Source organism: Kitasatospora sp. NPDC022856, from assembly GCF_055561235.1.
Genome location: NZ_JBVHHE010000010.1, coordinates 144623 through 168780, shown reverse-complemented (window position 1 = coordinate 168780; position 24158 = coordinate 144623). Strand labels below are relative to the sequence as shown.

Here is a 24158-nt window from a genome sequence, read left to right as displayed (position 1 = left end):
GGGCCGACGCCGGCCCGGCCACCGGATTCCGGGCGGCGGGCCGGGGCGGCGGCCCCTGGACGGCCGTCAGCGGTACGCCGACTCCCCGGTGATGGCCTCGCCGAGGACCAGGGTGTGGATCTCGCTCGTCCCCTCGTAGGTGAGCACCGACTCCAGGTTGTTGGCGTGCCGCAGCACCGGGTACTCGGTGGTGATGCCGTTGGCGCCGAGGACCGTCCGGGCGCTGCGGGCGACCTCCAGCGCGGCGCGCACGTTGTTGAGCTTGCCGAAGCTGATGTGCGCCGGGCGGGCGGCCCCCTCGTCCTTGAGCCGGCCGATCCGCAGGGCGACCAGGTACGCCTTCTCCACCTCCAGCATCATCTCGACCAGCTTCTGCTGGGTGAGCTGGAAGCCGGCGATCGGGCGCTCGAACTGCACCCGGCTCCCGGCGTAGTCGAGGGCGGTGGTGTAGCAGTCGCGGGCGGCGCCGACGGTGCCCCAGAGGATCCCGTAGCGGGCCTCGCCCAGCGAGGAGAGCGGCCCGCGCAGTCCGGTGACGCCGGGCAGCACGGCGTCACCGGGCAGCACGACCTCGTCGAAGACCAGCTCGCTGGTGACGGAGGCGCGCAGCGACAGCTTGCCGTGCACGTCGGTGGCGGTGAACCCGGGGGTGCCGGGCTCGACCAGGAAGCCCCGGACGCCGTCCTCGGTCTGCGCCCAGACCACCGCGACGTCCGAGACGCTGCCGTTGGTGATCCACATCTTGGAGCCGGAGAGCACCCAGTCGCCGCCCCTGCGGCGGGCCCGGGTGCGCATGTTGGCCGGGTCGGAGCCGAAGTCCGGTTCGGTGAGGCCGAAGCAGCCGATGAGTTCGCCGGCGGCCATGCCCGGCAGCCAGCGCCGCTTCTGCTCCTCGGAGCCGTAGGCGTGGATCGAGCGCATCGCGAGCGACCCCTGGACGGAGACGAAGCTGCGCAGGCCGGAGTCGGCGGCCTCCAGCTCCATGCAGGCGACCCCGTAGGCGACGGCCGTGGAGCCGGTGCAGCCGTAGCCGTCGAGGTGCATGCCGAGCACGCCGAGAGCGCCCAGTTCGGGGGCGAGTTCGCGGGCCGGGAAGACCCCGCGCTCGAACCAGTCGCCGATGTGCGGGCGGATCCGCTCGTCGGCGAACTTCCGCACGGTGTCGCGGATCAGCCGCTCCTCGTCGGTCAGCAGGTCACCGACGGCGAGCAGGTCGGCCGGGTCGATCCGGGTCGGCTTCGCCATGGCAGCTCCTTGTAGTCTCGGCGGGCACCGGGCCGGGCCGGAAGAGGGGTGTCGGCCGCGGCGGGTACCGGCGAGTATTCCGTACGGAGCGGGCCTCCGGACGAGGGCGAGGGAGTGAGCATGTACACAATTGAACGGCTGACGGCGGACGCGCTGCTCGACTCGGCGGAGCAGCTGGCCGCGCTGCTGGCGGACACCGTCGCGGACGGCTCCTCGCTGGGCTTCCTCGCTCCGCTCGACCCCACCGAGGCGACCGCCTGGTGGCGGGCGCTGGCTCCCGAGGTCGAGGCCGGGCGACTGCTGCTCTGGGTGGCCCGCGCCGACGCGGACGGCCGGATCGCCGGGACGGTCCAGCTGCGGCCGGCGGTCACCGCCAACGGCCGGCACCGCGGCGAGGTCGCCAAGTTGATGGTCCGCCGGGCGGACCGGGGCCAGCGGCTGGCCGGGCGGCTGCTGGCGGCGCTGGAGGCGGCGGGCACCGGGCACGGTTTGCGGCTGCTGGTGCTGGACACCGAGACGGGCAGCCCCGCCGAGCGGATGTACGGGGCGGCGGGCTGGACCAGGGTGGGGACCATTCCCGGCTACGCGACCGACCCGGCGGGTGAACTCCACCCGACCACCGTCTTCTTCAAGGCCCTCCCGGCCGCCGCCACCTGACGGGTCCTCCCCGTCCGGCGGACTCCTCCCGACCGCCACCCCCTAGGATGATCGTTTCAGCGGGGCGGACGGGAATCCGAACGAGGGGTGGGGCATGACGCGCTGGGCACTGGTCGTCCAGGAGACCGAAGGGGTCGGCAACGACCGGATCTGGGGCACCAAGGTGCTGGCCGAGATCGAGGGCAGCCGCGAGGAGGCGCTCGCCGAACTCCGGCGGCTCGTCCCGTCGTACACCCCGCAGCACCCGTTCAACAGCCGCCGGCGCACCCTGCTCCGGGACGGTGACACCTATCTGCTGATCTCCCAGGGCAGCATGCGGGACTACCACTGCGTGTTCCGGGTGTGGGAGCTGCTCTGGGACAGCGAGCGGCCCGAGATCCAGCAGGAGCGCCTGGGCAACGCCGCGCAGGGCTGAGCCGGTCGGCCGGTCCGGACGCCCGTCTCAGGCGACTCCGCAGAGCCGCAGCAGCGCGGTGGTCGCGGCCCCCGCCACCACGACGAGCGGGAACGGCGCACGGCGCAGCGCGAGCAGCCCGGCCACCAGGACGCCGGACGGCCGGGCCCAGCCGGCGAAGCCGTGGCCCTGGGTGAGGGCGCCGGTGGCGACCAGCGCGACCAGCAGGACGGCGGCGGCCACCGCGAGCAGGTGGCGCAGCCGGTCGGAGAGGGTGAAGCGGTCGCCGAGGGCCGGGCCGGCGAGGCGGAACGCGTAGGTGCCGGCGGCGAGCAGGAGGACGGCGAGCAGTGGCATCAGTGGACTCCCTCGGCGGCGGGTGCGGGGCGCGGCGCGGCGGGGCCCTGGGCAGCCGGCTCCGGAGCGTTCGGCCGGCCGGACCGCGGCCCGGCGAACAGCAGGCCGAGCAGGGCCAGCAGCACGGGCAGGCCGGCCGGCAGGTACGGGGTGGCGGCGACCGCGACCACGGCTCCGGCCAGCGCGGCGGCCCGGGTCCGCCGGTCGGTGAGCGAGGGCAGCACCAGGGCGAGCAGGACGGCCGGGAAGGCGGCGTCGAGGCCGAGGGCGTCGGTGTCGCCGATGAGGCCGCCGGCCAGCGCGCCGACCAGCACGGAGGCGTTCCAGACCACGAACAGCGCCACGCCGCAGACCCAGAACGCGGCGCGGCGCCGGCGCCGGTCGGACTGGAGCAGGGCGAAGGCCGCCGACTCGTCGGTGAGCAGTTGGGCGCCGAGCAGCCGCCGCCACCACGGGCCGTCGAGCACGTCGGAGACGGTGAAGCCGAAGGGCAGCAGTCGGGCGTTGAGCACCAGGCCGGTGGCGACGGCGGCGAGCGCGCCGCCGCCGGAGAGCACGACGCCGACGGCGGCGAACTGGGCACCGCCGGCGAAGACGAGCACCGACATGGCGATCGGCAGCCAGAGCGGCAGGCCACCGGAGACACTGATGGCACCGAAGGAGGCGCCGACCAGGGCGTCGGCGACGCAGACCAGGGCGATGTCCCGCAGCGTGGCACGGTCGAGTGTTCGGAGGAGCGAACGCATGTCCAGTAGAGTGAACCCGAAGGCTGTCGTTCGTCAAGGCGAACGCCCGTATGTGTGGAGCGAACGCGGATGAGTGCGAACACCGGGTCCCGCGGCGCGGGCGACGGAGCCGGGGGGCCGGGCGCGGCCGGCTCGGAGCTGATCGGGCTGATCGCCGCGTCCATCCGGCGCGAACGCGAGCGGGCCGGTCTCTCCATGGCCGAGCTGGCCCGCCGGGCCGGGATCGCCAAGTCGACGCTCTCCCAGCTGGAGTCGGCCGCGGGCAATCCGAGCGTGGAGACGCTCTGGGCGCTCGGCGTCGCGCTGGACGTGCCGTTCAGCCGGCTGGTCGACCCGCCGCGACCGGTGGTGCGGGTGATCCGGGCCGGCGAGGGGCCGGTCACCCACTCCGAGCGGGCCGACTACGCCGCCACCCTGCTGGCCTCCTGCCCGCCCAACGCCCGCCGGGACGTCTACCGGATCGAGGCGCAGCCGGGCGAGGCCCGGGCCTCCGACCCGCACATGCCCGGCACGGTGGAGCACGTGGTGCTCAGCGCCGGGCGGGCCCTGGTCGGCCCGCCGGCGGAGCCGGTCGAACTCCACCCGGGCGACTACGTCAGCTACCCCGGGGACGCCCCGCACATCTTCCGCGCCCTCGCGCCGGACACCGTCGCGGTCATGGTCATGGAGCACGTGTAGGACCCGGCCGGCGGAGGACCGGGGCCCAGGCGTCAGACCGTCAGCAGGGTGTCCAGGAAGGCGTTCCCGAAGACCCGGTGCGGGTCGTGGCGGTCCAGTACGGCGACCGCCTCGTCCCAGCCGGGGCCGCCGCCGTCGCGCAGGCTGGCCGGGACGACCCGGCCGAGCACGTCCGGGTCGGCCCAGGCGGCGTCCTCGGTGTACGCCCAGCCCTTGGACCACTCGACCCGCAGACCGGCCCGGGTGCCGTCGAAGGTCCGGAGCAGGAACCGTTCGAGGTCGCGGGCGAAGCGGTGCAGGCCGGGGGTGCCGGGGAGGCTGAGGACGTCCAGCCAGACGGCGGTGTCCCAGTCGGGGCGGTCGGGGCGCGGGCGCAGGGCGGAGAGCAGCGGCGGCCGGGCGCCGGGGACGCCGCTGGCGGCCGGGTCGTCCAGGCCGGTGACCCGGATCTCCACCGCGCCGTTGACCGGGAACTCCCCGCGCGCCTGGTACTCGGCGAGCGACTGCCGGTAGTGGGCGGCGAACTCGGACACCACCCACTGGAGGTCGGCCCGCCGGGCGAGCACGGCGTAGCCGTTGGCGGTGACCCGCAGGGTGGTCGGGCGGACGTACTGCAGCAGGGTGCGGGAGGGGCCCCAGAGGTCGGAGCGCAGGCCGCCGGCGAGCAGGTGGGTGAGGAGTTCGCCGGAGAGCAGCTCGCGGAGCACGCCGCCGGAGAGCAGCACATCGGTGAGGTCCCCGGTGAGGGCGACCTTGGCGACCAGGTACTGGAGTTGGCCGAAGAGCGGGGCCGACCCCCAGGCACCGGCGACGAGTTGGCCGGCGAGGCGGGCGACCGGCTCCGGGATGCTGTCGGAGAACGGGTAGTTGTAGGGCTCGTCGACGGTGCGGGAGCCGAGCGGGCGCTGCGGCGCGACGCTCCAGGTCTTCAGCCAGGGGCGCTCGGTGCAGGCGAACCAGATCACCTCGGCGCGCCCCTCGCGGTCGACGAAGTCGGCGAGGGTGCGCGGGCGGCCGAGGATGCCGCCCGGGGTGCCCGGGCGGGCGAACAGCTCGGTCGCCGGGATGTCCAGCCGGCTGACGCAGCGCAGCGGCACGTCCGGGCCGGCCCGGAGCACCACCTCGGTGACGAAGGCCCGGCCCAGGTGGACCAGGAACGCGGCGCTGTCGGCCTCGGAGCGCTCGAAGGTGCGCAGCGCGTAGCGGTCGGTGGCCGGGTCGTGGACGACGGCGGTGAGCCGGACGACCTGGTTGCTGACCGAGCCGTAGCCGTGGCCGTCCGGGCGGAGCTCGCCGGCGGCCGGCACGGCGGTGCCGTGACCGCCGATGGCGAGCACGCCGCCGACGGTGAGTTCGCCGGGCGCGGGGCAGTTGGCGACGCCGAGGCCGCGGCCGGCCAGGTGGGCGAGCAGGCTCTCCATGGTGGCGCCGGTCTGCGCCCGGACGGTGGTCGGCGAGTCGGCGGTGAGCGCGGTGAGGTGGCGGGTGGTGTCCAGCAGCAGGACGCGGGCGGAGCCGGGGGTGTCGTCGGCGACGGTGAGCGGCGCCCAGGTGTGCCGGTAGCCCTGGGCGCGCAGCCGCCAGCCGTGGGCGCGTGCCCAGTCGGCGAGCGGCGGGACCTCCTCGGGGGTCCGCGGGGCACAGGTCCAGAGCTGGTCGGTGCGGACCTCGCCGGACCAGTTCTGGTACACCCGCTGGTACAGCTCGGTGCCGGCGGGCAGTTCGGGCGGCACCGGGACGGCGGCCCGCGCGCTGTCCGGCCCGATCGTGCCGCGCAGCAGCCAGCCGGCCGTGCCGAGGGCCGCCGAGGCGCCGAGCAGCTCCCGCCTGCTCAGCCCGTCCCGGTCGCGCCGTGTTGCCGCCATGTCCGCCCCCTGCTCGGTGATCGTCTCCCCCGGTGCCTGCACGGGCGGGTGAAGCCGGTGCGTGCACGAGCGTACGAAGCGGACCGGCGCGCTCGGACCGGCCGGCCGCGATCTTCATCCCTTCGAGTGAAGGTCGGCCGGTTCCCCCACCTGGCGCGGAAATACCGGGGGCTCCTGCGCGGCTGTCGTCTGCGCAGACCGCAGCCGGTCGGGGAGCAGACCCGGCCGGGGCCGACCAGGAGGTGCAGCGCGTCATGGGTGAGCAGCAGGAGTTCCGGACCGAGCACGACTCGATGGGCGAGGTCCGGGTGCCGGCCGCCGCCAAGTGGCAGGCGCAGACCCAGCGGGCGGTGGAGAACTTCCCGGTGTCGGGCCAGCGGCTGGAGCGGGCCCACATCGCCGCGCTGGCCCGGATCAAGGCCGCCGCGGCCCGGGTGAACGCCCGGCTCGGGGTGCTGGACGAGGAGACGGCGCAGGCCGTGGCGGCCGCCGCCGAGGAGGTCGCCCAGGGGCGCTGGGACGACGAGTTCCCGGTGGACGTCTTCCAGACCGGCTCGGGCACCTCCTCCAACATGAACGCCAACGAGGTGATCGCCACCCTGGCCGGCGAGCGGCTCGGCCGTCCCGTCCACCCGAACGACCACGTCAACGCCAGCCAGTCCTCCAACGACGTGTTCCCGTCCTCGATCCACATCGCGGCCACCGCGGCCGTCACCCACGACCTGATCCCGGCCCTGGAGCACCTGGCGGAGGCCCTGGAGCGGCGGGCCGCGGCGTTCTCCGAGGTGGTGAAGTCCGGCCGGACGCACCTGATGGACGCCACCCCGGTGACCCTCGGCCAGGAGTTCGCCGGGTACGCGGCGCAGGTCCGGCACGGGCGGGAGCGGCTGCTGGCGACGCTCCCCCGGGTCGCCGAACTGCCCCTCGGCGGGACGGCGGTGGGCACCGGCATCAACACCCCGCCCGGTTTCGCCGCCGCCGTGATCGAGGAGGTCGCCCGGGCCACCGACCTGCCGCTGACCGAGGCGCGGGACCACTTCGAGGCGCAGGGCGCGCGGGACGGCCTGGTCGAGCTGAGCGGTCAGCTCCGCACCGTCGCGGTCGGCTTCACCAAGATCGCCAATGATCTGCGGTGGATGGGCTCGGGCCCGCGCACCGGCCTCGGGGAGATCAACCTGCCGGACCTCCAGCCCGGTTCGTCGATCATGCCGGGCAAGGTGAACCCGGTGCTGCCGGAGGTGGTGCTGATGGTCTCGGCCCAGGTGATCGGCAACGACACCACCGTCACGGTGGCCGGCGCGAGCGGCAACTTCGAGCTCAACGTGATGCTCCCGGTGATCGCCCGCAACGTGCTGGAGTCGGTCCGGCTGCTCGCCAACAGCGCCCGGCTGCTCGCCGACCGCACGGTGGACGGCATCACCGCCAACGTCGAACGGGCCCGCGAGTACGCCGAGTCCTCGCCCTCGGTGGTCACCCCGCTCAACCGCTACCTCGGCTACGAGGAGGCCGCCAAGGTCGCCAAGCAGGCACTGGCCGAGCGCAAGACGATCCGACAGGTGGTGCTGGAGCGCGGCTACCTGGAGCAGGGCAAGCTGACCCGCGAGCAGCTGGACGAGGCCCTCGACGTGCTGCGGATGACCCGCCCGTGACCACGCGGCGGCGGGGGCGCCCGCCCCTGACCGGCCCCCGGCCGTAGCGGCCCGACGGCGTGCGCCGGGGTGCGGGCGGCGGCCTCGCCGCCCGCACCCCGGCTCCGGACTACCGGGTGGCGTCAGCCCCCGGCCCGGCCGGCCCGGCCACGTCGCATCGACGCGCCGTTCGACGTGATGGTGGCCATCGAGATCGCCGCGAGACCCAGCAGGAACATCACGGCACCCGCGATCATGCAGGTCACGATGTTCTTCCCGCGGTCGACCGCTCCGGACACCACCCAGGGCGAGATGATCGTCCAGGCACCGAGCAGGGTCGCCGCCCAGGCCCGTGCGTGGGTGCGCTCGTACGCCGAGCCGTACCCGGCCATCAGCACGCAGTAGGCGAGACCCACGATCAGGCAGGTGACGGTCAGCGTGCTGAAGGCGGTGAAGCCGACGATCCATGGCGAGGCCGCCAGGAACAGACCGGCGAGGACAGCCAGGGCCTCGACGGCCTGGGCGCGCGGAGTCAGGGTGACCCGCTCGTAGTGTTCACGCAGTTCGACGATGTCCGGATGGTGCTCCATGCCCATCGGAATCTGGGTAGACACCGATACCACCTCCTAGGTCCGGTACACGGAGGGCGCAAGCCCAGTACCATTCTGGCGCCGATCTGCCGTTTTGCACCATTTCGCCCGAGAAGCTAACCTCACCGCCCACACCCGGCGCGCACCGCGGTGAGCTGCGTCTCACCCGGCCGGGGCGCCCTTGCCTATGCAACTCGTTGCATAGCAGGATGCCGCCATGGCACTGGAGCACGCGATCCTCGTCTCGCTGCTGGAGCAGCCCGGCTCCGGCTACGAGCTGGCCCGGCGGTTCGACCGCTCCATCGGACGCTTCTGGACCGCCACCCACCAGCAGATCTACCGGGTGCTGCGGCGGATGGAGGCGGACGGCTGGATCTCCGCCGAGGAGGTCGCCCAGGACGGCCGGCCGGACAAGAAGGTCTACTCCGCGGCCGGTCCCGGCCGGGCGGCGCTGGCCGGCTGGCTGCGCGAACCGGTCGAACCGGAGACCGTCCGGCACGAGCTGGCGGTCAAGATCCGCGCGGCCGCCTTCGACGACCCGGCCGCCCTGCTCTCCGAGGTCGAGCGGCACCGCGAGAGCCATGCCGCCCTGCTCGCCCGCTACCTGCACGGCGAGCAGCGGGACTTCCCCGACCCGGCCGCCCTCGACGCCCGGCAGCAGCTGCAGCACGTGGTGCTGCGCGGCGGGATCGAGTACGAGCGGATGACCCTCGCCTGGCTGGACGACGTGCTCGCCACCCTGCACCGCCTCGCCGCCGACCGGACCGGGGCCTGAACCCCCCGGCTCCTCCGACGGACGAGAACTCCACGCCCCATCCGATCACCACCCTCGACCCCCGGGAGCCCGTGATGCTCTTCAACCCGCGTACGTACGACCCCGCGCAGTTCGACGAGCCGACCCGCCGACTGCTGCGCGCGACCGTGGACTGGTTCGAGTCCCGTGGCAAGAAGGCGCTGATCGACACCTACATCGACCGCAGCTGGTACGCCGACTTCCTCGAATTCGCGGCGAAGGAGGGCCTGTTCGCGGAGTTCCTGACGCCCTCCTCGGTCGACCCGGAGAAGCGCTGGGACACCGCCCGGATCGCCGAGCTGAACGAGATCCTCGGCTTCTACGGGCTGGGCTACTGGTACACCTGGCAGGTCACCGTGCTCGGCCTGGGGCCGGTCTGGCAGAGCGGGAACGAGGCCGTCCGGGCGCGCGCCGCCCAGCTCCTGGCGGAGGGTCACGTGATGGCGTTCGGGCTCTCCGAGCGCAGCCACGGCGCCGACATCTACTCCACCGACATGATCCTCACCCCGGACGGCGAGGGCGGCTTCACCGCCACCGGCTCCAAGTACTACATCGGCAACGGCAACGTCGCCGGCCTGGTCTCGGTCTTCGGCCGCCGCTCGGACGTCGACGGCCCGGAGGGCTACGTCTTCTTCGCCGCCGACAGCCGCCACGAGGCGTACCACCTGGTCAAGAACGTCGTGAACGCCCAGATGTACGTCAGCGAGTTCCGGCTGGAGGACTACCCGGTGCGCGCCGAGGACGTGCTGCACACCGGCAAGGCCGCCTTCGACGCCGCGCTGAACACCGTCAACGTCGGCAAGTTCAACCTCTGCACGGCCTCGGTCGGCATCTGCGAGCACGCGATGTACGAGGCCGTCACGCACGCCCAGAACCGGGTGCTGTACGGGAAGAAGGTCACCGACTTCCCGCACGTGCGGCGCGAGCTGACCGACGCGTACGCCCGCCTGGTGGCGATGAAGCTGTTCTCCGACCGTGCGGTGGACTACTTCCGCACCGCCTCGCCCGAGGACCGCCGCTACCTGCTCTTCAACCCGATGACCAAGATGAAGGTCACCACCGAGGGCGAGAAGGTCATCGACCTGATGTGGGACGTCATCGCGGCCAAGGGCTTCGAGGCGGACACCTACTTCGACAAGGCCGCGAAGGACATCCGCGGTCTACCGAAGCTGGAGGGCACCGTCCACGTCAACCTGGCGCTGATCCTCAAGTTCATGGGCAACTACCTCTTCAACCCGGCCGACTACGCGCCGGTGCCCACCCGACTGGACGCGGCCGACGACGAGTTCCTGTTCCGCCAGGGCCCGGCCCGCGGCCTCGGCGCGATCCGCTTCCACGACTGGCGCAAGGCCTACGACGCCTTCGCGCACCTGCCGAACGTGGCCCGCTTCCGCGAGCAGGCCGACGGGTTCTGCGACCTGCTGCTGACCGACGCGCCGAGCGAGGCGCAGCAGGCCGACCTGGACTTCCTGCTGGAGATCGGCCAGCTCTTCGCGCTGATCGTCTACGGCCAGCTGGTGCTGGAGCAGGCCGAGCTGACCGGGCTGGACGCGGACCTGCTGGACCAGGTCTTCGACGCGCTGGTGCGGGACTTCTCGAAGCACGCCACCGAGCTGCACGGGAAGGCCTCGACCACCGAGGCGCAGGCGGCGTGGGCGCTGGCCAACGTCCGCCGCCCGGTCGCGGACGGCGAGCGGGCCGCCAAGGTGTGGTCCATGGTCGAGGCGCTGTCCGGCGCGTACGAGATGCAGCCGTAACCTGCGCTGGACGGGGGTGCCGGCCGCGGCCGGCACCCCCTTTCGCGCGCCTACGTCCTCGCGCACCTACGTCAGAAGGTGAGCTTCCAGCTGTCGACGTAGCCGGTGTCCTGGCGCGCGATGTCCTGCACCTTGAGCTTCCAGGTGCCGTTGGCCGGCACCGCGGAGGCGTCGACGGTGTAGGTGGCCTGGACGTTGGCCGCGGAGTCGTTGCCGCTGGAGTTCTTCAGCCGGAACGTCGTGCCGTTCGGCGCGACCAGGTCGACCACCAGGTCACCGCGGTAGGTGTGCTTGATGTCCACCGCGACCTGGAGGGCGGCGGGCGCGTTGCCGGTCCGGCCGGTGACGGCGAGGTCGGAGGTCACCGCGGCGCCGTAGTCCGGGATCTGGACGTCGGTGGTGGTCTCGAAGACGGTGCCGGTGGGCGGCGTGGTGGTACCGGCCGAGAGCGTCCAGACGGCGTACGCGATGGCGTCGGTCATCCGGTCCAGCGCGGTGTCGTTGATGTTGGCGCTGGTGTCGCAGGAGGAGTGGTAGCAGCGGTCGAAGGCCTGGCCGGCCGTCCCGCCCCACTTGGCCGCCTGGGCGGCGGTCTTGGTGTAGTCGGCGCCGCTGAACAGGCCGCCGACCCGGATGCCCGCGTCCTGGAACGGGGCGTGGTCGGAGCGGCCGTCGCCCTCGAAGTCCTGCTCGGTGCTGATCCCGATGCCCGCGAAGTAGTCGCGGAACAGCGCGTCCAGCGCGGAGTCGTAGCGGTAGGTGAAGTAGCCCGGGTTCGGCGAGCCGATCATGTCGAAGTTCAGATACGTGTCGATCTTCGAACGCTCGGCGGCGGGAAGGCTGTTGACGTAGTTCTTGGAGCCGACCATGCCGTACTCCTCGGCGCCCCACCAGCCGAACCGCAGGTGCTTGGTGGGCTGGAGGCCGGCCCGGGAGACGGCCAGCGCGGTCTCCAGGATGCCGGCCGAGCCGGAGCCGTTGTCGTTGATGCCCGGACCGCCGGTGACGGAGTCCAGGTGGGCGCCGGCCATCACGACGTGCGAGGTGTCGCCGCCCGGCCAGTCGGCGATGAGGTTGTAGCCGGTCGAGCCGTTGTAGGTGAAGGTCTTCAGCGCGGTGGTGAAGCCCGCCGCGTCCAACTTGCCCTTCACGTAGTCGATCGACGCCTTGTAGCCGGTACGGCCGTGGGCACGGTTGCCGCCGTTGGCGGTGGCTATCGACTGCAGCTGGGCCAGGTGCGCCTTGACGTTGGCGACCGGGATGTCGGGGGCGGCGGCGACGGCCCGGGGGGCCTCGGGTGCCACCGGGGCGGCGGGGGCCGCGACGGCGGCGGGGGCGAACAGGGCGGCGGCGAGTGTGACGACCGCCCCGGTCGACAGGGCGGATCGGCGCAGGCGGGATCGCCGCGAGGCGCGCTCGTTCAATGGAGGCTCCAGATTCTGATGGGGCAGAACGGAAGCGCACAGCCTCGCGGAGGGCCATCGGGTCGTAGGGGCGGCCGGGTTGGGGTCCGGCCGGGAACAGGGCTGCCGGCCGGGACAGCCCGGTCGGGGAGCGGTGACAGCGGGGGCACAGCCGCGAAGTTGACGCGACCATGATGATTGGGCCAACCCCGGCTTCCGTCAAGGGGCCCGCCGCGGGCGGTCGGCTCCGTCCGTGGTCGGGGCCGTCGTTTCGGACACGACCGGCATCCGGGGCAGCACCGCCCGGACGAGGGCGCCGCCGGGGTGGTTCACGGCCGTGAAGGCGCCGCCCAACTCCTCGGCGCGCTCGGCCATCGAGCGCAGCCCGAGCCCGGATCCGGCCCGGTGGGCACCGCGGCGGCCGGCGCCGTCCTGCTCGGCGGCGCCGGGTTCGCCGCCGTCCGCGGGGGCCGCCGGGAAGCCCCGGCCGTCGTCCCGGGCCTCGACCACCACCTCGTGCGGGCGGACCCGCAGCGTCAACCGGGCCTCGGTGGCGCCCGCGTGGCGCAGCACGTTGTTCAGCGCCTCGCCGCCGATCCGCAGCACCGCCACCTCGACGGCGGCCGGCAGCACCGGCGGCGGGTCCGGGTCGAGCTCCAGGCTGAGCCGGACCCGCTCCCCGTCCAGTCCGGCGACCAGTCGCCGCAGCGCCTCCGCCAGGCCCTGGCCGGCCAGCGCGGCGGGCGCCAACCCCTCGGTGATCCGGCGCAGTTCGACGATCGCCTGGCCGATCCCGGCCGACACCGCGCGCAGCGAGCGGGCGGCCGGGGAGTCCTCGGGGACGGCGGCCCGCGCGGTGTCGATGCCGAGCCGCAGTCCGGACAGGGTCGGGCCGAGCCCGTCGTGCAGGTCGTGCCGCAGCCGGCGCCGCTCCTCCTCCCGGGCCAGCACGATCTGCCGCCGGCCGGACTGGACCTCCTCGTACATCCGCAGCGAGGCGATGGCGGGCGCGGCCTGGTCGGCGAGGAACCGCAGCACCTCGTGGTCCTGGGCGTCCAGCACGGGCTGCCCGGCGCGCGGCGGCGCGCAGAGGCCGCCGATCACCATGCCCTCGTAACTGAGCGGGAACACCTGGCTGTCGGGACCGACGGTGCCCACCGAGGCGAGTTCGTGCGGACCGCTGCTGGTGTGCAGGACCACCCGGGCCCCGGGCAGGCCGAGGGCGCCGACCACGGTCTCGCAGAGCAGCGGCGGCGCGTCGGCGGGGCTGACGGCCCGGCTGAGCCGCTCGGCGAGCGCGCGCACCACCTGGTACGGGCGGGCCCGCTCGCCGTAGTAGAAGCGGTCGACGGCGCGGACCACCCAGCGGGTGGTCGGGCCGATCAGCCCCCCGATGGCGAGCGCCCCGGCCGCGAGGAGCTGGGCGCCGGCGGTACTGGCCTGCGGCAGCGCGCGGCGCAGCAGCAGCGCGATGCCGAGGTAGCCGGAGATCAGCACGGCGGTCAGGGCGAGGACGCTGAGCATCCGCCGGGTCGCCCGGTCCAGGTAGCGCGAGCGGTCCCGGGTGAAGCCGTACCCGACCGCGCCGAGCATCCACAGCGCCGAGCCGGTGAAGTAGGCGACCGCCGCGATGCTCTCGGAGGTCCCCAGCCTGAGCGCGATGTTGGTGGTGACCAGCCAGATCAGGTAGGGGACGAGCACCGCCGCGACCGCCCGGTGCGGCCGGTCCGAGCGGCGCCAGCGCACCGCGGCCACCGTCAGGCTGACCGCGACGAGCGCCCAGGAGACCGGCGTGACCCGCCATTCGTCCAGCGGCAGCCCCTCGCCCTGCGGCACCAGGACGTCGCCGAAGTAGGGCAGCGGCGCCCCGAGCCGGACCACGCAGGCGTGGCAGGCGCTCCAGAGCGCCACCACGACCACGAACGCCCGGCCCGCGGGGCCGCCGGGCAGCCGCCCCTCCGGGAGCCAGAGCGGCAGGGCGATGGCCAGGAAGACGAACAGGGTGACGGAGGCGAGCAGCAGGGCCGCCCCGACGGCCTCCACCACCGGGCCGGCCCCGGCCGCCCTGGCCGCGAACAGCACGAAGCGAGAGAGGCAGCCGCCGAAGCCGGCGGCCAGCAGGACCACTCCGAGGCCGAGTCCGGGGGGAGCGGCGGCGGCCGGGGCGGTCCGGCCGGGGTCGGTGGGGCCGGGACCGCCGACGGCGCCCGGCGGGGAGGCGTCCGGTCCGGCCCGGTGGGCCAGGACGAGCACCCCGGAGAGCGCGAAGCCGAAGCCGAGCAGCACCGTCTGGCCGTCGTGGAGCAGGAACGCGTCGGTCCACGGGGCGTCCTGGTGGACGAGGGCCAGCAGCACCCAGCCGAGGCCGGAGAGCATCGTCGCGGCACAGACCCAGTACGCCCGGGTCGGACCGGCCTGCCGGGCGCCGGTCGCCGGAACCGGTTCGCTCATGTGGGCCTCCTCCCCCGCATCCTCGGCTTCCTGGCGTCCCGGGCGCGCGGGGCGGCGGTCCGCTCCGTGCCCCGCCCCGCGCCCGCCCCGGTGCCGGCCGCCTCAGCCGTCGCCTAGTCCCATGTCGCGTGCCCGGGCCACCGCCTCGGCCCGGGTGGCGACGTGCAGCTTCTCGAAGATGTGCGTCACGTGGTTGCGGACCGTCTTCTCCGCCACCACCAGCTCCCGGGCGATCCGCCGGTTGTCCAGCCCGCGCGCCACCAGGTCGAGCACCTCCGCCTCGCGCGCGGTGAGCGCGGGGAACAGCTGCCCGGCCTCGCGCAGCCGGGCGCCCGCCAGCAGCGCCGTGATCCGCCCGGCCACGTCCGCGCCGAACACCGCCCCGCCCGCCGCGACCGTCCGCACCGCGTGCAGCACCTCCTCCCGGCCGGCGCCCTTGACCAGGTAGCCGCGCGCGCCCGCCTGGAGCGCGGCGAGCAGGCTGCCGTCGTCGTCCGACATGGTCAGCATCAGCACCGGCGGGGACGGCTGCCGCTCGGCGAGCCGGCGCGCGGCCTCCAGCCCGGAGCCGTCCGGCAGCGAGAGGTCCATCACGACCACGTCCGGGCGGCTGCGGGCGACGGCGGCCGCGACCTCGCCGACCCGCTCCGCCTCGGCCACCACGGCGATCCCCTCGGCGCTCTCCAGCGCCGCCCTGAGGCCCTCCCGGAACAGCGGGTGGTCGTCGACGATCAGGACCCGGACGGAGGAGTCCTCCCGCTCCTCGCCCGACGGCCCGGGGGCCTCCGGGACCTGCCCGCCGACCGGGCCGGACGGCGCTCCCGGTGCGCCGGAGCCGTCGCCCGCTCCCGGCGGCGCGGCCCGGGGCCGATCGTCCGGCTGCGGGGCGGGCGGTTCGACGGGGTGCTGTTGGTCCACCTGGCCGACACTACCAGCGATGCGTGAGTGACTCTCTGTGACATGCGCGGATCGTCGTGCGGCGACGGACCACCGTGCCGAGGACGAGACCGCTGCCCCATGCGCCCGGGACGGCGGGCGGTCGAGACTGAAATGGTGCCCGGCGCGCGGCTGCCGCCGGACCTCTCCCGAGCCCGTTGCGAGGCGGTGCCATGATCACGGTGATCCCGACCCGGCCGCGGACTGCCACCGGGCCCTCCGCCCGCCGGACGCCCGCCCAACGGCAGCTCGCCGCCGCAGCGGCCTGCACGGCCCTCTGCCTGGCCGTCGCCACCCTCTGGACCTGCTACGTGCTCGTCCACCTCGGTACGCCCGGGGTCGACCGCCCCCGGGACCAACTCGCCGTCCTGCTCTACGCACTGCCCACCGCCGGTGCCGGGATGCTGCTGCACGCCCACCGCCCGGGCAGCCCGCTCGGCTGGGTGATGCTGGTCTACGCCCTGACCTCGATGCTGCCCAGCGCCGCCGGGGCACCCGTCTGGGTGGAACTCTCCGATCCGCGCCTCGCGGGGGCGATGGCGGTGCTGAGGTCGGTCTGCAACACGATCAGCCAGACCCTGTTCTACGTCCTGCCGCTCTGGCTCCCGTACGGCCGGCTCACCGACCGCCGGTGGTGGCTCTACATCGGTGCCGTCGCGCTCTGGGAGATCCCGGACGGCCTGTCGTTCCTGGGCCACGCGACCTCGTACGGCCGGCCGAACCCGCTCGCCGACGGCGCGCCCGCCCGGTTCTTCGGCTCGATCGCCGACCACCTGGACAGCCTCTACGAACCGGCGAACTTCCTGTTCGTCGGCTTCGCCGCCGCCGTCCTGCTGGTCCGGCTGCTCCGCCCCTCCCCCCGTCCGGAGCGCGGCCGCGACGGCGCGCCCCGGCCGCAGCACCCGGCCCACCGGGCGCACGTGGCGGGCATGCTGGGCGCCTACCTGCTCTGGGCCGGGCTGGAGGACTACTACAACCGCAGCTTCCAGAACGACTACTGGCTCAGCTACGGGCTGTTCACCGCCGCCGGCGCGGTCTGGGCGGTCGCCGTCGCCCACCTGGTGATCCGCGACGGCGGCTGGCGGCTCGACCGGGCGGCCCGGTCGGTACTGACCGGACTGCTCCTGGCCACCGGGCTGACCACGCTGTTCGTGGTGGTGGCCGCCGTGCTCTCCGGCTGGCTGGTCCCGGGCCGGGGTGCGGCCGGGCTGACGCTGATCGCCCTGGTGTTCGGGCTCGGCGCCGCCCTGCCCCGGGCCGCCCGGTGGGCGGTCGGGGTGATCGACCGGCTCTACTACGGCGGCCGCGCCCAGCCCTACCAGGTCCTGCGCACCCTGGCCGGACGGGTCCGGCAGGTGGTGGACCCCGAGCGGCTGCCGGCCGTCCTGTGCGGCACCGTCGCGGAGGAGCTGCGGCTGCCCGGGGTCGCGCTGAGCGTCACCACCCGGGCCGGCCGCCGCCCGCTGGCCGCCGTGGGCCGGACGGACGGACCGGACCAGGCCTTCGCCCTGGTCCACCACGGCACGACGATCGGGGAGTTGACGGTCGGGCTGCGCGAGGGCGAGGAGCGGCTGGAGGCCGGCGACATCGACATCCTGCGCTCGCTCGCCGACCAGGTCTCGCCCGCCGTCGCCTCGCTGCGGTTGCAGGAGGACCTCCAGGCGAGCCGGGCGCAGATCGTCGCGGCGCGGGAGGAGGAGCGGCGCTGGCTGCGCCGGGACATCCACGACGGGCTCGGCCCCGTGCTGGCCGGGCTCCGGCTGCGGGTGGACAACGTCGCCTCGGCGGCGGCCGGGGTCGCCGCGGCCACCGGGGTCTCCGGGGTCTCCGGGGTCTCCGGGGCCGCCGGGGAGGAGGCTCGGGCCGGGGACACCGGCGGGGAGATGGCGCGGACGCTGACCGGGATCTCGGGCGACCTCGCGCTGGCGATCAAGGAGGTCCGGCGGATCACCGACCGCCTCGGGCCCGCCCCGCTGGGCGAGTTCGGGCTGGCCCGGGCCGTCCAGCACCTCGCGCTCACCTTCAGCGGCGCCGGACTCGCCGTCGACGCCACCGTGACCCCCGACCCCCTGCCGCCCCTGCCGGCCGCCGTCGAGGTGGCCGTCTACCGGATCACCGCCGAGGCGCTGAACAACGTCCTGCGGCACGCCCGCGCCGAACGCGCCGAGGTGGTGGTCCGGGTGGACGACGAGACGCTGACGCTGACCGTGCAGGACGACGGGGTCGGCTACCGGCGGGAGGCGGACGGCGACGCCCTGCCCGAGCCCGCGGGCGGCGAGGGGAGCGGGGTCGGGGTCCGGTCGATGGCCGACCGGGCCGCCGAGATCGGCGGCAGCTGCACGGTGGCACCGCTGCCCCGGGAACACGGGACCCGGGTGCGGGCCGTGCTCCCCCGCTTCCCGTCCAAGGGCGGCGCGGGCACGGCATGAGGAACGGCCGCCGCCCCCGGTGCGGGCTGCACCGGGGGCGGCGACGGGTTCAGGGGGACGGGGAAGGACGGCGCCTCAGCCCTTGCAGTCCTTCTCCCCGGGCTTGCACCTGTTCGTGGTCCCACCGCGCTTGGGCGAAGGGGCGGGGGTGGTTGCCGCGCCGTCGACGACGTTCCGACACACGACGGCTGCCGCGGCCAGGCCGACGAGTACGGACGCGACGCAGAACGTCTTCGTTGCCGTGTTCGTTGCCATGGGAAATGCTCCAGATCCTTCGACTTCCGACCGGTTCGGGCCGGTCGGCCGTTCTTCCTCCACCCTGCGCGGGCCGCCGCCCCGGGCGCATGGGCCCGCCGTCCCGTTCCGGTCCCACTCCGGGACTTCGGACGGGACGGCGGACAGGGCGGCGAACGGGGCGGCGGCCCGCGCAGGACCGGACGCGGTACGGCCCCGCGCACGTGGGGCGGCCCCGGCGCGGGTCGGGGCGGGCCGGGGTGCACCTGCGGGCGTGGGGCCGGGACAGCCGTCCGGCCCGGGCGCTCCGGAGCGGAGCACCCGGGCCGGGAGGGCCGGCGGGCTCGGGGCGGGTCAGGGGCGGGTACGCCACTCGGTGCGCCGCCGGGCCGGGGCCGGGCGGGCGGTGGCGCGGGGGGCCGCGGCCAGGGTGAGGCAGAGCAGTTCGGCACCCAGCGGTCCGGCCTCCAGTCGGAGCGGGGTGCCCCGGCGGGCCAGCAGGAGGTCGCCGTCGACCGCCAGGTGGTTCGGTTCGCCGGGCGTCTGCCCCACGAGGAGGGAGCCGCGCAGCACATGGAGGGCGACCTCGGTCCCGGCCTGCCCCGGCAGCGTGTGGCGGGCGCCGGGGCTCAGCCGCAGGTGGTCGAAGGACTCGCAGGCACTGGCGAGCATGGAGCGGCGGGCCAGGCAGCGGAGGCGGATCCGTTCGCCGTTCGGACCCAGGATGACGGCGGCGGAGCCTGCGGCGGTGGTGACGATCACCGTGACTCGCCTCCCTTCGGATGTTCGGGGTGCTCGGGATGTTCGGGGTGCTCGGGATGTTCGGGGTGCTGTGGCTGCTCGGGGTGCTCGGGGTGCTGTGGCTGTTCGGGGTGCTGTGCCTGTTCGGGGTGCTCCGGATCGGCGGACCGCCTGGGGCGCGGGGGCCGGTCCGGACGGGCTGTTCCCGGGCCGTCACCTGCGGGGCGCGCCCCGGCGTGGCCGTCGGCGCGCCGCCGTCCCCCGGACCGCCCGGGGGCCTCGGACCCGGTCGGACGGCCGGCGACGGCCAGGACGGCCTGGAAGAACTCCAGCCCCGCCGTGCCGGCGGTGAGCACCGTCCGCCAGCCCAGCGGCAGGGTCAGCGCGGTGCCCTCGACCAGCGGGAACCCGGCGTCGGGGGCCTCCTCGGCGTCGTCGTCCGGGCCGGTGGCCGTCCCCGAACCGGCGGTGACGTAGAGGGCGTGCTCGACGCCCTCGGCGATGACCTCGGTCGTGCGGCCCGGGTCGAGCCACCGCAGTCCGACCGCGCGCAGCGGCCCGGTCAGCACGCGGCTGGGGTCGACGGCGCCGCGTCGGCGGAGGTCGGTGATGACGGTGCCCGTCATGGCGGTGACTCCTTCTGGTCGGCGGCGGCCCGGTCCGGTCCGCCCTGCCGTTCCACGGTGTGCCGCCCGTCGTCCCGGTCGCACGGTGACCGTGTCCCGTCCTGCTCCCGCCCGCTGCCGGGCCTCGCCCGGTCCGGAGGTGCGGCGCACCGGGACCCCGCGCTCAGCCGGTCACCGGCAGGAGCTCCGCGACCCGACCGGACGGCACCCCGACCGGACCCAGTCCCTCCACCGCCGCCCGCACCGGCGCGGCTCCCACCGGCGTGAGCAGCCGGCCGTCCACGCAGGACGGCCGCCCGAGACCGGCGAGCAGCAGCAGACCGGGCCCGGGAGCGAGGGCCGCGCCGAGCGCGTCGGCGAGGGCCGCCACGTCCGTACCGCCGGGCAGGCCGGTCACCGAGCCGTTGCGGGCGACCAGTTCGCGGTGGGCCCAGGCTCCGGCCGCGTCCAGCAGGCCGAGCCGGACCGCGAGGCGGGCGGCGAGCAGGAGTCCCAGGGCCTCGGCGTCGCCGGGCGCGGAGGGGCGGCCGGCCAGGCGGCGAACCAGTGTGCCGAGGCGCCGCCCGTAGCCCAGGGCGAGGGCCGGGCCGGTCTCGAACGGGTCGAAGCAGACCAGGGCCGCCCGGGCGTCCGCGCAGACGGCGAGGAAACCGGCGACGGTGCGCTCGGAGTAGCGCGCCTGGGGGTCGAGGGCCTCGGCGAGCGCCTCGTACTGCGCCGGGCAGACGGCGAGCACGTGCCGGATCACGCCGATCATGCCGGCCCTGGTCTCGGCGGCGGGCCGGTCGGCCAGCACATCGCCGCGGACCCAGACCAGCGCGGGCGCCGTCCGGTCGGGCAGCGCGCGGGCCTCGGGGGGCGGGCACCGCAGCGCGAGCGCGGGCCCGACGGCCGCCGCCAGGGTGGTGGGCAGCCGCAGGTCGGCCGCGACGGCGCAGGCCCGCTCACCGCCGAGGGCGATCACGACGGTGCGGCCCCCGGTGCCCTCGCCCGGGGCAGGCCGGTCCGGCAGCGGCGCGGACCGCAGGTCGATGACGGTGCACGGCGCCTGCGCGGCGGCCATGGCGCGGACCCTGGCGAGGTGGTCGGCGGGTGCCGCGCCGTCGGTCACGAGCAGGAACCGATCGGCCCCGAACGCGGCCGTCCGCTCGGCGAGTTCGGCCCAGGAGCCGTCGCCCCGGCGCACCGCCAGCGGGATGCCGGCCGGTCCGGCCTGGATCCGACGGTCGAATGCGGTGGTGCCGCCCATCGCGATCCACCTCCCGCTCCTGCTGCGACTGCTCCGGCTTCCCGGGTTCTCCGATCTCGACGATGGCCCGCCCGACGCCCCGGGCGCCTGAGCCGCCCTGCCCGTCCCGGCCCGGTCGGCACACGGGACAGGCCGGAGCGGCACCGGGACGGGCCGGGGCAGGACCGGGACAGGCCGGGCAAGGGCAGGACCGCGAAGGGCCGGGACCGCGAAGGGGCGGGACCGGGAAGGGGCAGGACCGCGAAGGGCCGGGCGCGGAACGGGCAGGTCAGGGCGCGCGGGCGCTATGACCGCTCCCAGCTCCGGGCCCGCAGGTAGGGGAGCGGGTAGTGCACCGGATCCCTGCCGAACGTCCCGTACTTCGTGCCGGTCCCCTCGGGGATGCCGGCCGCCGGGGCGACGGCGTGCGGCGCGAGGCACCCACCGGCCGCCGGAGACGGGAACGGCCAGCCCCCGGCGCCGCCCGCCGACGTACGGTGGAACCGGAGGCCGCGTCATGCACCGCACCCGGACCCACTTCACCGACCGCACCGACGCGGGCCGCCGGCTGGCCGCACTGCTCGGCCACCTGCGCGGCCCCGGCACCGTCGTCGTCGCCCTCCCGCGCGGCGGGGTCCCGGTGGCCGCCGAGGTCGCGGCCGCGCTCGGCGCCCCGCTGGACATCTGCGTGATCCGCAAGCTCGGGGTGCCCCGCCAGCCCGAGCTGGGCATGGGCGCGATCGGCGAGGACGGCGTCCGGGTGCTCAACGACGAGGTGATCCGGCTGGTCGGCATCACGCCCGGGCAGCTCGCCGACGTCGAGCTGCGCGAGCGCGCGGAGCTGGAGCGGCGGGCCCGCCGCTACCGGGGCGGGCGCCCGCCCGAGGAGCTGCGCGGCCGCACCGTGGTCGTGGTGGACGACGGCATCGCCACCGGCTCCACGGCCCGGGCCGCCTGCGTGATCGTCCGGGCCCGGGGGGCGGCCCGGGTGGTGCTGGCCGTTCCGGTGGCGCCCGACGACTGGACGGACCGGCTGGCCGGGATCGCGGACGAACTGGTCTGCGTCGGCACGCCGTCGCCGTTCTTCGCGATCGGCGAGTTCTACGGCGACTTCTCGCAGACCGGTGACGAGGAGGTGCTGCGCCACCTCGCCGAGGCGCGGGCCGCGCCCGCCCAGGACGGCGCCGGGGCGGCCGGCAGCGGAGCGCCCGGCAGCGGGGTGGACCGTGAGCTGGTCCTGCCGGTCGCGGGTGTCCGGCTGGCCGGCCGGCTGACCGTCCCGGTGGGCGCGGCCGGCGTGGTGGTGTTCGCCCACGGCAGCGGGAGCGGCCGGCACAGCCCGCGCAACCGCCGGGTGGCCGCCGCCCTGAACCGGGCCGGCCTGGCCACCCTGCTGTTCGACCTGCTCACCGAGGACGAGGAGCCGGACCGGCGGAAGGTGTTCGACGTCGAGCTGCTCGGGGCCCGGCTGACCGCCGTGGCCGGGCTCCTGCCCGAGCTGCCGGAGGGCCGGGAGCGGGCTCTCCCGCTCGGGCTGTTCGGGGCCAGCACCGGCGCGGCCGCCGCGCTCACGACGGCCGCCGCGCTGGGCGAGGGGGTGCGCGCCGTGGTGTCCCGGGGCGGGCGTCCCGACCTCACCGGTCCCGGCCGGCTGGCCGAGGTCACCGCGCCGACCCTGCTGGTGGTGGGCGGCCTGGACGGCCGGGTGATCGACCTGAACCGGCAGGCGCGGGCGCGGCTGCGCTGCGAGAGTGAACTGGCGGTGGTGCCGCAAGCGGGCCACCTCTTCGAGGAGCCGGGCACGCTCGACCGGGTCGCCGAGCTGGCCCGCGACTGGTTCCTGCGGTACCTGCCGGCCGGCCCGCCGGCCACCCCATGAGCGACGCCACCGACCCGAACCGAACCCCCGGCACCGCCCCGACCGAACCGACCGGCCCCGATCGACCGCCGTACAGACCTCTCGCGAACCACCTCGGACGACCAGGCATTTTGTGCAGCCGGACCGGCCATTTCCTGACCAGCTTGTACACATTGAACAGTGAAATCCCGACCTGTTGCCCAACCACCCCGACAGGAGCAAGCTCTCCGCTCAGCCGCACCACCCACCCAGCGGTGCGGCCGCCTCAAGCGGATGCCTCAATGCCGAGGCCTCAATGTGGAGGAACGACCGATGACCCCGCAGTCCCACGCCCTTGAGCTGACCCCCGAGGAACGCGAGGCCGGTCTCGACGCCGAGCAGCTCCGCCGCCTCGTCGGCCTCGTCGAGCACGACCCCGCCACGGACCCGTTCCCTGTCACCGCGCAGGACGCCATCGTGTTCGTGGTGGGCAACGCCACCCAGACGGCCCACTTCTACCAGTCCGTCTTCGGCATGGAGCTGGTCGCCTACTCCGGCCCGGAGACCGGCCGCCGCGACCGCAAGGCCTTCGTGCTGCGCTCCGGCTCCTGCCGCTTCGTGATCAAGGGCGGTGTCGCCCCGGACAGCCCGCTGCTGGACCACCACCGCCGGCACGGCGACGGCGTCGTCGACCTGGCCCTGGAGGTGCCGGACGTCGACAAGTGCATCGCGCACGCCCGCGCCCAGGGCGCCACCGTGCTGGAGGAGCCGAACGACGTCTCCGACGAGAACGGCACCGTGCGCCGCGCCGCCATCGCCACCTACGGCGAGACCCGGCACACCCTGATCGACCGCTCCCGCTACCACGGCCCCTACCTGCCGGGCTTCGTGGCCGCCGAGACCAGGGTGGCCCGCACCGCCGGCCACCCGAAGCGGCTCTTCCAGGCCCTGGACCACGCGGTGGGCAACGTCGAGCTCGGCCGGATGGACGAGTGGGTCGGCTTCTACAACCGCGTCATGGGCTTCGTGAACATGGCCGAGTTCGTCGGCGACGACATCGCCACCGAGTACTCCGCGCTGATGTCCAAGGTCGTCGCCAGCGGCAACCACCGGGTGAAGTTCCCGCTCAACGAGCCGGCCATCGCCAAGAAGAAGTCGCAGATCGACGAGTACCTGGAGTTCTACGGCGGCCCCGGCTGCCAGCACCTGGCGCTCGCCACCAACGACATCCTCTCCACCGTCGACATCCTGCGCGCCAACGGCGTGGAGTTCCTCTCCACCCCCGACTCGTACTACGACGACCCGGAGCTGCGCGCCCGGATCGGCAAGGTCCGGGTCGAGGTCGAGGAGCTGAAGAAGCGCGGCATCCTGGTCGACCGCGACGAGGACGGCTACCTGCTGCAGATCTTCACCAAGCCGCAGGGCGACCGCCCGACCGTGTTCTTCGAGTTCATCGAGCGGCATGGCTCGCTCGGCTTCGGGAAGGGCAACTTCAAGGCGCTCTTCGAATCCCTGGAGCGCGAGCAGGACCGCCGCGGCAACCTCTGATCAGCACCCCCGATC

20 protein-coding genes are annotated in these 24158 nt (G+C 74.9%); 9 read left to right on the top strand and 11 right to left on the bottom strand.

The window, feature by feature from the left end; all coding sequences use genetic code 11:
• Positions 1 to 66: 66 nt before the first annotated feature.
• On the bottom strand, positions 67 to 1245 hold the full coding sequence (locus ACZ34W_RS15005; RefSeq protein WP_465604139.1) for an acyl-CoA dehydrogenase family protein: 1179 nt from the start codon (positions 1243 to 1245) through the stop codon (positions 67 to 69).
• A 120-nt stretch (positions 1246 to 1365) separates the two neighbouring features.
• Between ACZ34W_RS15005 and ACZ34W_RS15000 the strand changes: the two genes are divergently transcribed.
• Positions 1366 to 1902 carry a GNAT family N-acetyltransferase gene (locus ACZ34W_RS15000; protein ID WP_329490462.1) on the top strand — a complete coding sequence of 179 codons (537 nt, stop codon included), beginning with the start codon at positions 1366 to 1368 and terminating at the stop codon, positions 1900 to 1902.
• A 94-nt stretch (positions 1903 to 1996) separates the two neighbouring features.
• Positions 1997 to 2317, top strand: a complete 321-nt coding sequence (locus ACZ34W_RS14995) for a hypothetical protein (protein WP_359804215.1) — start codon at positions 1997 to 1999, stop codon at positions 2315 to 2317.
• A 27-nt stretch (positions 2318 to 2344) separates the two neighbouring features.
• On the opposite strand, the gene ACZ34W_RS14990 is transcribed toward ACZ34W_RS14995, so the two are convergent.
• Both ACZ34W_RS14990 and ACZ34W_RS14985 read right to left on the bottom strand, forming a co-directional pair.
• The gene (locus ACZ34W_RS14990; protein WP_329490460.1) at positions 2345 to 2653 is read right to left on the bottom strand and encodes an AzlD domain-containing protein; all 309 of its coding nucleotides are present in this window, start codon (positions 2651 to 2653) and stop codon (positions 2345 to 2347) included.
• Positions 2653 to 3399, bottom strand: coding sequence for an AzlC family ABC transporter permease (locus ACZ34W_RS14985; protein ID WP_465604135.1), 747 nt, complete (start codon positions 3397 to 3399; stop codon positions 2653 to 2655). The genes ACZ34W_RS14990 and ACZ34W_RS14985 overlap by 1 nt, the downstream gene beginning before the upstream one ends.
• Before the next feature lie 69 nt (positions 3400 to 3468).
• On the opposite strand from ACZ34W_RS14985, the gene ACZ34W_RS14980 reads away from it, so the two are divergent.
• The gene (locus ACZ34W_RS14980; RefSeq protein WP_352287314.1) at positions 3469 to 4077 is read left to right on the top strand and encodes a helix-turn-helix domain-containing protein; all 609 of its coding nucleotides are present in this window, start codon (positions 3469 to 3471) and stop codon (positions 4075 to 4077) included.
• 32 nt (positions 4078 to 4109) lie between these two features.
• Here ACZ34W_RS14980 and ACZ34W_RS14975 read toward each other — a convergent pair whose 3' ends face one another.
• Positions 4110 to 5942: a cholesterol oxidase substrate-binding domain-containing protein gene (locus ACZ34W_RS14975; protein ID WP_465604133.1), complete on the bottom strand. Its 1833-nt coding sequence runs from the start codon at positions 5940 to 5942 to the stop codon at positions 4110 to 4112.
• A gap of 254 nt (positions 5943 to 6196) precedes the next feature.
• On the opposite strand from ACZ34W_RS14975, the gene ACZ34W_RS14970 reads away from it, so the two are divergent.
• On the top strand, positions 6197 to 7591 hold the full coding sequence (locus ACZ34W_RS14970; protein ID WP_329490456.1) for a class II fumarate hydratase: 1395 nt from the start codon (positions 6197 to 6199) through the stop codon (positions 7589 to 7591).
• Positions 7592 to 7713: 122 nt separating this feature from the next.
• Here the strand turns inward: ACZ34W_RS14970 and ACZ34W_RS14965 are convergent, their stop codons facing one another.
• Positions 7714 to 8184 carry an SPW repeat protein gene (locus ACZ34W_RS14965; protein ID WP_329490455.1) on the bottom strand — a complete coding sequence of 157 codons (471 nt, stop codon included), beginning with the start codon at positions 8182 to 8184 and terminating at the stop codon, positions 7714 to 7716.
• 193 nt (positions 8185 to 8377) lie between these two features.
• Here ACZ34W_RS14965 and ACZ34W_RS14960 point away from each other — a divergent pair, with 193 nt between their 5' ends.
• Positions 8378 to 8935, top strand: coding sequence for a PadR family transcriptional regulator (locus ACZ34W_RS14960; RefSeq protein ID WP_329490454.1), 558 nt, complete (start codon positions 8378 to 8380; stop codon positions 8933 to 8935).
• Between the two features lie 74 nt (positions 8936 to 9009).
• A complete protein-coding gene (locus tag ACZ34W_RS14955; protein WP_329490453.1) occupies positions 9010 to 10710 on the top strand; it encodes an acyl-CoA dehydrogenase family protein in 1701 nt (566 codons plus the stop codon).
• 71 nt (positions 10711 to 10781) lie between these two features.
• Here the strand turns inward: ACZ34W_RS14955 and ACZ34W_RS14950 are convergent, their stop codons facing one another.
• The 3 genes from ACZ34W_RS14950 to ACZ34W_RS14940 form a co-directional block, all read right to left on the bottom strand.
• Positions 10782 to 12089, bottom strand: coding sequence for a M28 family metallopeptidase (locus tag ACZ34W_RS14950; RefSeq protein ID WP_396488188.1), 1308 nt, complete (start codon positions 12087 to 12089; stop codon positions 10782 to 10784).
• 243 nt (positions 12090 to 12332) lie between these two features.
• The gene (locus ACZ34W_RS14945; protein WP_465604129.1) at positions 12333 to 14564 is read right to left on the bottom strand and encodes a sensor histidine kinase; all 2232 of its coding nucleotides are present in this window, start codon (positions 14562 to 14564) and stop codon (positions 12333 to 12335) included.
• A 102-nt stretch (positions 14565 to 14666) separates the two neighbouring features.
• A complete protein-coding gene (locus ACZ34W_RS14940) occupies positions 14667 to 15299 on the bottom strand; it encodes a response regulator transcription factor (protein ID WP_329492323.1) in 633 nt (210 codons plus the stop codon).
• Between the two features lie 374 nt (positions 15300 to 15673).
• Here ACZ34W_RS14940 and ACZ34W_RS14935 point away from each other — a divergent pair, with 374 nt between their 5' ends.
• The gene (locus ACZ34W_RS14935; protein WP_465604127.1) at positions 15674 to 17929 is read left to right on the top strand and encodes a sensor histidine kinase; all 2256 of its coding nucleotides are present in this window, start codon (positions 15674 to 15676) and stop codon (positions 17927 to 17929) included.
• 588 nt (positions 17930 to 18517) lie between these two features.
• Here the strand turns inward: ACZ34W_RS14935 and ACZ34W_RS14930 are convergent.
• The 3 genes from ACZ34W_RS14930 to ACZ34W_RS14920 all read right to left on the bottom strand — a co-directional run bounded on the left by ACZ34W_RS14930 (position 18518) and on the right by ACZ34W_RS14920 (position 20779).
• Positions 18518 to 18925, bottom strand: coding sequence for a pirin family protein (locus ACZ34W_RS14930; protein ID WP_329490450.1), 408 nt, complete (start codon positions 18923 to 18925; stop codon positions 18518 to 18520).
• Positions 18922 to 19530, bottom strand: a complete 609-nt coding sequence (locus ACZ34W_RS14925) for a hypothetical protein (protein ID WP_465604124.1) — start codon at positions 19528 to 19530, stop codon at positions 18922 to 18924. Before ACZ34W_RS14925 ends, ACZ34W_RS14930 begins: the two co-directional genes overlap by 4 nt.
• 163 nt (positions 19531 to 19693) lie before the next feature.
• Positions 19694 to 20779, bottom strand: coding sequence for a dehydroquinate synthase/iron-containing alcohol dehydrogenase family protein (locus tag ACZ34W_RS14920; protein ID WP_465604122.1), 1086 nt, complete (start codon positions 20777 to 20779; stop codon positions 19694 to 19696).
• Positions 20780 to 21275: 496 nt separating this feature from the next.
• On the opposite strand from ACZ34W_RS14920, the gene ACZ34W_RS14915 reads away from it, so the two are divergent.
• Positions 21276 to 22637: a phosphoribosyltransferase family protein gene (locus ACZ34W_RS14915; protein ID WP_465604120.1), complete on the top strand. Its 1362-nt coding sequence runs from the start codon at positions 21276 to 21278 to the stop codon at positions 22635 to 22637.
• 291 nt (positions 22638 to 22928) lie between these two features.
• Complete coding sequence (hppD, locus tag ACZ34W_RS14910) at positions 22929 to 24143, top strand: 4-hydroxyphenylpyruvate dioxygenase (protein WP_329490446.1); 1215 nt, start codon at positions 22929 to 22931, stop codon at positions 24141 to 24143.
• The last annotated feature ends 15 nt before the right edge of the window (positions 24144 to 24158 follow it).